Source organism: Kistimonas scapharcae (genome assembly GCF_039540975.1).
GTDB lineage: Bacteria > Pseudomonadota > Gammaproteobacteria > Pseudomonadales > Endozoicomonadaceae > Kistimonas > Kistimonas scapharcae.
On the sequence record NZ_BAABFL010000316.1, the window covers coordinates 1 to 4,482 of the forward strand.

Here is a 4,482-nt window from a genome sequence, read left to right on the forward strand (position 1 = left end):
CCAGAATCAGTGTTCAAGACTTACCAGAATGGGTGTTCAAGAGTTACCAGAATCGGTGTTCAAGTTGTGCCAGAATACGCAATTGCTCAGGCCGCTCTGGGCAATCCTTCTGATAATACAAACATGCAGGCAAGAGCCGCACTTCAGCAACCTCTTGTGATGTCTGGATTTTGTGGCGAAGTCGACGTGGAATTTGCTGAGGCTCTGGTTCAATTTGCATCTTCCTTTATTCCCGCTGCACAGCGAAGCAATATTGAAAATGTTGCCGCCTCACACCAATCTCCAACCACAGAGAATACAACGCCTCAAGAGGCTAAAAAGGACTCTCCGGCACAATCGGAAGATAACGACGATCTCTTTGAAGAAAGCCTGTAAGGAGGATTCAAATGGCGCACATATCCACTCTGCCCCGCGTGTTCAAGGTCGGAGCAACTGAACTACCTGACCCCCTTCCACAAGGCTCGCTTGATGAGGCTGTACGTCTATTGGCAACACAGTTTCCACAATTCAGGCACACACGGGTTTTTGAAGAAGATGCCGTGGTTGAAGGCGGCAAGCTGGTTTACTCGCTAATTCTTCCGCCCCCCAAGGTTAATGGTTAAAGGAGTATAAGGAATTATTTAATGGCCAAAACAATCAATTTCTCTGTCAATCAACCTTTTTTAGATACTGTCAACGAAGCCAAAAGGAATCAGTGCGGTATCAAACTGGTAAAAGACCACGGCATTTATTTTATTTCCGACACAGGGGATATTGAGAACGGCAAAAGAAAGAACATTTGTTATGCCGATGGTTTTAATCCAGACAAAAATGATTTTGATGAATGGTGGGACAGGTCAAATTATATTTGTGGGGGCGATGATTTTCCTGATTACCACCATTCATCAGCCACTGTAGAAGCAAATGCTCTGAAAACCTTGCATACCTGGCGATAAGACCAGCTGATTCAATTTTTAGGTATCAGCGCAAAGATACTTATGCGCCATCCATCCCGCTTGGTATCTGGAAGTCTCGCAAAAGAGCTGAAGAATGGTGGTAATCAGGATGATTTTTGTATTCCAATGAACAGAGACATATTTGAAGCGGCTACGGAGTTCAAAAGCCTTCAGCTAAGATTCACCAAAAAGAATGTTTACGTACAAATCGAGAATTGAATAAGGGGCTTTTGCCCCTTTTTCCACCTAGTTGCATTTTTCAAAGGAACTTTACAATGAAAGACAAGTTAGCAGACTTGATTAACAAGAACAGGTCGTTTTCTAACACATTTTTGCATTTGACTGAAAACAGGAAGCCAGCATGTTCGCAAAAGTACCAGCAATGGCAATCCAGCCTCACAGCGACAAAACCCTCATCAGTATTGCTTCCCCCGCACCTCTGTCCCCCGTTGTAGAGGTTCCGTGGTTCCAAAAGGTAGTCGGACAATCTATCCATCAGCCCCAATCTGTCCTTGATGACTTACGCATTTCTAAGCCTCCTTTCACCGACTTGGGAGTTGCAAACGAGATAGAGAATGTCGCTGAGATAGTGGCTTTCGGCATCGAGGCAGGATGGTTGCCTGAAACTGACATCCAGGAACTCATTGATGCTGCTATAGGCTCAAAGGAACAGGTAGATTCGGCTACAGCCATATTCAATAGGATTCTGGCCAGTATTGGCCAGTTTCTTCAGACCTTCAGGCAAGAGATCGTTGCCCGTTTACCGGCTAGTTCGCAGAGTAGCGAGAAATACGATAGTTACATTGCCGATGAAATGTCATTAGAACTCACCATCACCACAGGGAAAAATGGTTTCTACGGGTACAACGATGAAAAGCTTGCTTTACGGCTGAACGATGAGTGTCATACTGGCGTATTGTTTGTTGATATTGCCACGTTCAAAAATCACCAATTGGCCGATGCAGTCTCACTTTTTAGCCTGATTTTGGCGGATATGGGGCTGTTCCTGCACATGCGGGAATACATTGAAGGTATGGCTTACTGCGAATACTTTGAAATACTCGGGTCATTGTCTGAATCTGACTGCCAGATAATAGACAAGCAAATTGATGAATCAACTGATGACGAATCCTTCTCCGACTGGCTACATCAAAATTACGAGTATCTTGCTGAAGTCCTCGACTTTGAACTTGGCTGCAACTGGTGCATTGAAGATTTTGCATCGTATTTCAGATATTTTCTTAATTACCGACGTCATCCAGAATACAAGGGATTGTATGAAGCAATGTCAGAAATTGAAAGAATACTTAGCACGACAACCGCAGATTCATCTTTTGAAAAAGAAATAATTGCTTTCATTCAAGCCGCATTATTCATTATTCAAGATACCTATAGCGATAACACATCCGACCTATGGGAATCAGCTTCGGATAAATCCATTTTTGACGGACGGGTGATCGCGCACAATTATAGTAATGACCATGAATTCCTATCTTCTCTTAACGAGAATAATCATTCAGATGGAGAAGGTGCTTCTTTAATATTGAGCCTCAGAAAGGAAACCCTCGGCCTCTTAAAAAACATCACCCTTTCTGAAATTCTCTTTGCCAGACTGACAGCTTTGCTTTCAGAGGATTGATTGCATTTCCTCAATTCAATGTTTTCATGGTCTTATTTAAAGGGGAATTCAAATGGTTAATATCGTTGACTACGACCACGCACCTATTAGGCCAGCGCCTGCACCAGTTCCCCATACCGCCCTGATATTCTATCAGTCTGAGGGTGAATTAATGGCGGTCACACGTCACTCAGTTTCCAATAGCGGTCACATCGGGCTGGGAGAGATTGTAGACAGCAACGCCTTATCAGAGTTAGTGCTGTCGAACACCATTGCGGACACAGGCAGGCTGATTCCACACAATGTCCTGCTCAACAACGGCAAGCACATCATCTGGCACACCAAACGCCAACAGCGCAGCATGTGGATCAGGCAAGATCGCCCCCGTCGATTAAGTGTTGAATACCCTCCTTTGCTTTTCGTTTCCAGTATTGACGGGAGAGATGTCAGAATCTTCGGTCTACCTTCAAATAGCCGTCCAACATTGACGACCAGGCTCTACCATGCGCCGCTGGCCAATATTTATGAAGACGGCAGGCTTTGCCAAGGTACAGCCACACTCCCTTCATCCGTCACATTGGACAATCTTGCTGATTGCGAATCATGCCTGTTCGATAGCCAGTTCACGCACATCAATCACAGCAAAACCCTCAAGGGATGCGAAACCAGCAAAAAGCACTTCGACTACTGGGTTGCAAAGTCCAAGACCCGTGAGAAGGTGAAGGCATCTGAAATGATTTTTATCGGTCGCCTCGATAACGTGCTCAGGGGAGTTCTCTAATGGCCACATTCACTACACCAGTTTCATGGTTATCCGGCTCACTCAGAATCGCTCTGATTGGCGTTGGCGGCACCGGCAGCGAGATTTTGGACGAACTGGTACAGATGCACTACCTACTCTGCAAACTCGGCGGAGAGGGCTTCTCTGTGACGGCATTCGATCCCGATATCGTGTCTCCCGCCAATGTTGGTAGGCAAAGATTTTTGCCAAACGATGTCGGCTACAACAAGGCAGAAATTCTGATCACAAAATACCGCTCGTTTCTCGGTGTCGACTGGAAGGCTCGGCCTGTTGCCTTTAAAGCGGAGCATGCTGATCACTTTGATCTCATCATCACGGCTGTCGACAAAGCCCAATGCCGTGCTGACATCGGTAAACACTGGCAGAAAAAAAATTCATCAACGCTATGGCTGGACTGCGGCAATTCCCGCAATGATGGCAATGTCATACTTGGCCATCTAGGTACACCGCCTCAGACTGATTCACTTCGCTTGCCCAACGTTTTTGATCTCTACCCAGTGCTGGCAGAGATGGAAGATAACGACACCGACAGTTGTTCCCATGCAGACGCCATCGCCAAACAGGACTATGGCGTGAATAAAAAAGCCAGTCGAGAAGCCATGTCGATTCTATGGAACCTTATGCGCCACGGCAGCATTGACTACCACGGAGCGTTTTTCGATCTCTGTACCGGTACCACCACACCGTTAAAAATTGACGGACTCAATTGGGCAACCTTTGGATACGTTGCTTAACAGCTCATAGAAGGGGGAAAGTTATGAGCACTCTTAACCGCATCATCGTCTCTGGCAATCAGAACAGAGGCACCGATAGGCTACAAAAGAAGGCAAGAAAGGCCATTTGCCTTCTGGAAAAGGGGCAAATACGCACCCGAAAGAGTCGCAAATGGAAAGACACAATAATTTCCATTTCTGACAATGCCCGTCTTGTGATTGCTAACGAGACGGCCTATTTGTTCCTTCACCACAAAGATTACGAGAAGTTCATTGATCGGCGGAGTGCAGTGGCTTGATATCGGCAACCGAAGTTGACAACATTCAACAGCCTGAAGTGGTTATAGTTTTCCGGACACACAAACAAGGGTAATCTTGAAACCCTATTAAGGTGTGTGAGCATGTCGGAAAAGA

7 protein-coding genes are annotated in these 4,482 nt (G+C 45.8%); all 7 read left to right on the forward strand.

The window, feature by feature from the left end:
- Positions 1–375: hypothetical protein (locus ABD892_RS11550; protein WP_345195817.1), on the forward strand; the 375-nt coding region annotated here is incomplete at its 5' end.
- A gap of 11 nt (positions 376–386) precedes the next feature.
- Complete coding sequence (locus tag ABD892_RS11555) at positions 387–602, forward strand: PRTRC system protein C (RefSeq protein WP_345195819.1); 216 nt, start codon at positions 387–389, stop codon at positions 600–602.
- Positions 603–623: 21 nt separating this feature from the next.
- Complete coding sequence (locus tag ABD892_RS11560; protein WP_345195820.1) at positions 624–935, forward strand: DUF3085 domain-containing protein; 312 nt, start codon at positions 624–626, stop codon at positions 933–935.
- A gap of 361 nt (positions 936–1,296) precedes the next feature.
- Positions 1,297–2,574: a hypothetical protein gene (locus tag ABD892_RS11565; RefSeq protein ID WP_345195821.1), complete on the forward strand. Its 1,278-nt coding sequence runs from the start codon at positions 1,297–1,299 to the stop codon at positions 2,572–2,574.
- A gap of 52 nt (positions 2,575–2,626) precedes the next feature.
- On the forward strand, positions 2,627–3,334 hold the full coding sequence (locus tag ABD892_RS11570; protein ID WP_345195822.1) for a hypothetical protein: 708 nt from the start codon (positions 2,627–2,629) through the stop codon (positions 3,332–3,334).
- The gene (locus tag ABD892_RS11575) at positions 3,334–4,089 is read left to right on the forward strand and encodes a PRTRC system ThiF family protein (RefSeq protein WP_345195823.1); all 756 of its coding nucleotides are present in this window, start codon (positions 3,334–3,336) and stop codon (positions 4,087–4,089) included. The genes ABD892_RS11570 and ABD892_RS11575 overlap by 1 nt, the downstream gene beginning before the upstream one ends.
- Positions 4,090–4,112: 23 nt before the next feature.
- Positions 4,113–4,367 carry a hypothetical protein gene (locus tag ABD892_RS11580; protein ID WP_345195825.1) on the forward strand — a complete coding sequence of 85 codons (255 nt, stop codon included), beginning with the start codon at positions 4,113–4,115 and terminating at the stop codon, positions 4,365–4,367.
- The last annotated feature ends 115 nt before the right edge of the window (positions 4,368–4,482 follow it).